The organism is Bacillus sp. 05T31, assembly GCF_056396725.1.
The window spans coordinates 1-5354 of record NZ_JBFTMA010000453.1 but is presented as its reverse complement, the minus strand read 5'-3'; the positions used below and the strand labels follow the sequence as shown (position 1 = coordinate 5354).

General features: G+C 34.1%; 4 protein-coding genes and 1 pseudogene. 2 read left to right on the top strand and 3 right to left on the bottom strand.

Going from position 1 to position 5354, the window contains the following annotated elements; translation table 11 throughout:
* Window positions 1-102: 102 nt before the first annotated feature.
* Both AC1DJR_RS21700 and AC1DJR_RS21695 read right to left on the bottom strand, forming a co-directional pair.
* Window positions 103-969 (bottom strand): GNAT family N-acetyltransferase, encoded by an 867-nt coding sequence (locus tag AC1DJR_RS21700; protein WP_060749809.1) that lies wholly within the window; start codon window positions 967-969, stop codon window positions 103-105.
* Window positions 970-992: 23 nt separating this feature from the next.
* Window positions 993-1730, bottom strand: a pseudogene (locus AC1DJR_RS21695) (phosphotransferase); the annotation flags it as partial.
* A gap of 76 nt (window positions 1731-1806) precedes the next feature.
* On the opposite strand from AC1DJR_RS21695, the gene AC1DJR_RS21690 reads away from it, so the two are divergent.
* Both AC1DJR_RS21690 and AC1DJR_RS21685 read left to right on the top strand, forming a co-directional pair.
* Complete coding sequence (locus AC1DJR_RS21690; protein WP_429688788.1) at window positions 1807-3015, top strand: macrolide family glycosyltransferase; 1209 nt, start codon at window positions 1807-1809, stop codon at window positions 3013-3015.
* A 169-nt stretch (window positions 3016-3184) separates the two neighbouring features.
* Entirely contained in the window at window positions 3185-4042 is an 858-nt protein-coding gene (locus AC1DJR_RS21685; protein WP_429688790.1) for a YitT family protein, read from the top strand.
* Window positions 4043-4088: 46 nt separating this feature from the next.
* On the opposite strand, the gene pdxR is transcribed toward AC1DJR_RS21685, so the two are convergent.
* Window positions 4089-5354, bottom strand: a 1266-nt coding sequence (gene pdxR, locus AC1DJR_RS21680) for a MocR-like pyridoxine biosynthesis transcription factor PdxR (RefSeq protein ID WP_477003473.1), incomplete at its 5' end; no start/stop codon positions are given.

Genomic DNA, 5354 nt, shown 5'->3' with positions numbered 1-5354 from the left:
CTATTTATACCGTGTAGTTGTATATTGTTACATCCTACAGATTTTAAAGAGGTAATAATTTCGTCTCTAAAATAACATGCTTCCTCGATAGAAAAGTCACTCCTATTCCAACAATCCATAATAATCATACTTCGTCATAATTTCAAAACCACATTGTGTATATAGTTTTAAAGCATTGTTATTTTTCGTTTCGACGTCTAGTTCAATTGTTGAAACTCCTTCTGTAATAAGTGTATGTACCATATAACTAAGAATATCTTTACCATATCCTTTACCTTGATAAGAAGGATGAACTGCAAATCCTGATAGTGTAGTAGATTGCTCTTGCTCAGTAACTGTAATCGTTCCTATCACTTTTTCATCGATAAGAGCACTGTAAACTTGATGGGAAGATGAATTCATCATCTTTTGTAACCATGTGGATGTATTTGCTGCCGAATCTCCAAAAGCTTCACTAGCGATTTCTATAAGATCAGGAAGTAATTCAGAAGATGCAACGGTAAGATTAATATTATTTTTCATTGTTTTTTGTGCTTCGTTTGTTTTGAACTCCATACCGTATTCACTGTATAAATAAGGAAAGTTCATTTGTCTTGCAAATGATTTCCCTGAAATAGAGTCACCATTAATTATAAGAAGGGCTTCATCTGCCTCTCTTTTTTGTATTTCTTTCATTGCGGTTTGTAAAAGAGTAGTGCCTATATGTTGTTTCCTATAGTTCGGATGAACAAACCCTATTAACTCCAGTTTTGTTGGTCTCTCAAAGTCATACATACTTAATGCACCGATTAATTGAGTATCATCATAAAATAGAAAATCATTTACCACTTCTATATTACGGGCAGTTAAAAAGTTTATATGTAAATCTGACGAGTAATCAATTTGATCGTGTTGTCCGCAAATATGAGATAAATCTTTCATTTGCTGAATTTCGTTTGCTGTTAAAGATTTCTTTTGTTCAATATTCATTTCATAATCCCTCTCATTCGTATTTAAAAATAGGATGGATGACTTAGCCACTTGTCTAACTCCACACTGCCCTGAACAGATAATAACCGGTACAAATATCGATAGGGATGTCTACATTCTTCAAGACGAGGAATGGGCATAATGGTTTCGTAACCTTGTTTAAAAGCATGAGCCGCTTTTTCTGTAAGTACATATTCTAATCCAATAAAATCAAACTCTCGTGGAGCAATTGCATAAGCTTCTGTATCTACTAAACCAGTAATAGATTGATCATCTGATAAAAACTGGGTAGGATCCATATCAATTAAAACGAGTGTAGATTCCTTCGGTGACGGCAAGGAAGAGAGCTGTGACTCAAAAGTATGAAATGCGTTTTGGATGCTCGCGTTATCGGAATAGAACCTATTTACAAGATCTTTACTGACTTTTAATATGTGAGACTTAAATTCTTCTAGTGGAATGTGGAAAGTATTTGATGGGTTTCCTATAAAYTCTGCTTGAAACGAATGAATTTCTGCTAGTCCTTTTCCAAGGTTGAATAAAATAGAATCAGGTTGTCCGAGAAAGGATTGCAGCGTACTTCCTGTTAGTTTTTCGACAACAACATACTCTCGTCCATTTAAAACATGTTTTTGCAAAATAGTCGGGATGGGCAAGGTAGTATGCTTTTTCAATAATACGTGTATTGTTTCTAAATGATGTACATGCCTTGGATCAATTCCAAAAAGGTTTTTACATCCCCACCAAAAATCATTGTTGGGGTAGAATAGATTACTTAATAGTTTTAAATTAATTAATATGATTAACTATTAATTATATTAGATAGGAGAGAATATTATGGCAAATGTACTCGTAATAAATTTCCCTGGAGAAGGTCATATAAATCCGACTTTAGCTATTGTAAGTGAGTTAATTCGGCGAGGGGAAACAGTTGTTTCGTATTGTATTGAAGATTATAGAAAGAAGATTGAAGCAACAGGTGCAGAATTCCGAGTGTTTGAGAATTTCCTCTCTCAAATTAATATTATGGAACGAGTAAATGAAGGTGGGGGTCCTTTGACGATGCTATCTCATATGATTGAAGCATCAGAGCTTATTGTTACTCAAATTGTAGAAGAAACAAAAGGGGAAAAGTACGATTACTTGATATACGATAATCATTTTCCAGTAGGACGTATTATAGCGAATGTTTTAAAATTACCTAGCGTTTCTTCTTGTACAACGTTTGCTTTTAATCAGTACATTACTTTTAATGATGAACAAGAATCGAGACAAGTAGATGAAACTAATCCATTATATCAATCTTGTTTAGCGGGAATGGAAAAATGGAATAGGCAGTATGGAATGAAATGTATTAATATGTATGATATTATGAATCATCCTGGTGATATTACTATTGTATATACTTCAAAGGAATATCAGCCGCGTTCAGATGTATTCGATGAATCGTATAAGTTTGTCGGTCCATCAATTGCTACTCGAAAAGAAGTAGATAGCTTTCCTATGGAAGATTTAAAAGATAAACAATTGATTTTCATTTCTATGGGAACAGTTTTTAATGAACAACCTGAGTTATATGAAAAATGTTTTGAAGCGTTTAAAGATGTAGAAGCGACAGTCGTATTAGTTGTTGGTAAGAAGATAAATATAAGTCAATTTGAAAACATTCCGAATAACTTTAAGTTGTATAATTATGTGCCGCAATTAGAAGTATTACAGTACGCTGATGTATTCGTGACACACGGTGGTATGAATAGTTCGAGTGAAGCACTATATTACGGTGTCCCGTTAGTTGTAATTCCGGTAACAGGAGATCAGCCTTTAGTTGCGAAACGAGTGAGTGAAGTAGGAGCTGGAATAAGGCTTAATCGTAAAGAATTAACTTCTGAATTGTTACGTGAGACTGTAAAGAAAGTAATGTATGATGTAACGTTTAAGGAAAATAGTCGTAAAGTTGGAGAGTCACTTCGAAATGCTGGTGGGTATAATAGAGCAGTTGATGAAATATTTAAAATGAAAGTGAATTCATACTTAAAACTTAAATAAATGTTTGGAGCACACTTACTGAAATACGTAAGTGTGTTTTTGTAAATAAATTACATAAAAAATCACTATAAAGGTGAAACTTTTGTGTATATAAACTGATATCTTTGAATTAGTAGTAAAATTACGTTAAAATAATACTAAGAAAATATATAAGTTTTGGGGGTAATGAATGAAAAAATTATTCGAATACGTATTATTAACAATTGGATCCATTATTGTAGCGGGCTCACTAGAACTTATTTTAGCGCCTAATGGCCTAGTAGACGGTGGGGTAACTGCGATTGCTATTATGGCCAATAAAGTTGCAGGATTACCGCTTTACGGAGTGTTTTTAGGACTTAATATTCCTATTTTGTTATTTACTGCAAAAGTAATGGGTAAGAAGTTCTTTATCCGTACGTCTTATGCAAATGTTGTTACAACACTTGGATTGATTTATTTAAAACCATTTCCAGCAATTACGACTTCAGAATTATTAATTGTACTTTATGGAGGAGTTCTATTTGGTGTTGGTGTTGGGATTGTTGTAAAAATGGGTGGAGCAATTGATGGGTCAGAAATGTTAGCTGTTTGGATGAACAAGCATTTTAAAGTACCAATTAGTACATTTTTACTTGCTGTAAATGCGGTTATTTTTGTATTTGTTGCTATTTTATTTTCAATTGAGCAAGCGATGTTTTCATTAGCAATTTTCTATATTGTTACGAAAATGATTGATTTCATATTAGATGGTATTAATCAAGGAAAGAGCGTTATGATTATTTCTGGGAAAAATAAAGAAATAGGCGATTTGCTTATGAAAGAATTGCAATTATCCGTTACGTATCTACATGGAGAAGGTGGTTTTTTAGGAGAGCACAAGAAAATCATTTATTGTATTACAAACCGTTTCATTTATCCAAAAATGAAAGATCTCGTTCTCTCTGTAGATCCAAGTGCTATAATTGAAGCTTCCTATTCAACAGAAACAACTGGTGTTAAGCGTCCAGGAAGGACAGCGAGATCAGGGCAAGTATCAGAAAAATAGTGAATGAAAATAACTCCACGTAAGTATAACTTGCGTGAAGTTATTTTTAGTTAGGGAACCAGGCTCTTTTCAGTAATTTGACAACAGTTTCGATACAATCTTCTGGAATACTGCCAAAACCGAGTAATACATACGACGCCTCCCTTAAATTATGAACAGAATCGTATGTTGAGAGAGGGTACAACTTAATGCGTTGTTTTGCAGCAGTATGAATAAGTTCTTGTTCGTTCATACCATTATGAACATGAAGTACGATATGCAGTCCAGACTGTTCGCCAAGTATTTGAACACGAGATCCCATTTCATTTTTGATAGATTTAACTAGTAATGTGTGCTTTCTTTTATATAACGTACGACTACGGTTCAAATGGCGCTCCCAATCACCATTGTGAATAAAGGTTGCAAAAGCGAGTTGCTGTATTGTGGAAACAGTTTGTTTAAACTTACCTTCAAGCTCTGTATAGATTTTTAATAGRTGAGTTGGTAAAACRATATACCCCATTCGYAAAGAAGGTAAGAAGGATTTCGAGAAAGTTCCCATATAAATAACGCGTTCMTTTGAATCYAGTCCTTGTAAAGAGGGAATAGGTTTTCCTACATAACGAAATTCTCCGTCATAATCATCTTCAATAATATATCCTCCGCAATCATTGGCCCATCTTAATAATTCGAGCCTTCTAGATAATGGCATAATCATTCCAAGAGGAAATTGGTGTGATGGAGTGACGTATGCTACATTGGAACGTGATTCACGTAAAGCTGAAATACGAATCCCTTTATCGTCTAATGAAATAGGGTGAACAGGAAGACCAGAACTTTGAATCATGGCAGTTATACGGTGAAATCCAGGGTTTTCGATTCCATATTCTTTTTTTGAACCAAGCAGTTGAAGTAGTAGCCAAAGAAGAGGCTGCGTACCGGCTCCGATAATAATTTGATCAGGTGAAGAATGTACCCCGCGGGCATGGTATAAATATTTTGAAATATGCTCTCGTAAAACGAACTCACCTTGAGGATCTTCTCTAGCAAATAATTCATTTTCATACTGGAATAAAGTTTCTTGTAATGCTCTTTTCCAGTTTGTAATTGGAAAAGCTTTTTGATCAATCAGCCCTTGGCTACAATCATAGTCATATTGTTCTTTTTTTATATTGTTAGCGCTGTTTGACACAACTTGTTGTTTATTTTGAATGACATCAATATCAACTTCTGCAACAAAAATCCCACGTTTCGGTTTACTTTCTACATAACCTTCAGCTAGTAATTGTTGATAAGCAGATTCAACAGTAATACGGCTAACATTAAGTTGTAC

Excerpts from the sequence above, each read along its gene's own strand:
- AC1DJR_RS21700 (WP_060749809.1), bottom strand. The coding sequence starts at position 969 with ATGAATATTGAACAAAAGAAATCTTTAACAGCAAACGAAATTCAGCAA.
- AC1DJR_RS21690 (WP_429688788.1), top strand. The coding sequence starts at position 1,807 with ATGGCAAATGTACTCGTAATAAATTTCCCTGGAGAAGGTCATATAAAT.
- AC1DJR_RS21685 (WP_429688790.1), top strand. The coding sequence starts at position 3,185 with ATGAAAAAATTATTCGAATACGTATTATTAACAATTGGATCCATTATT.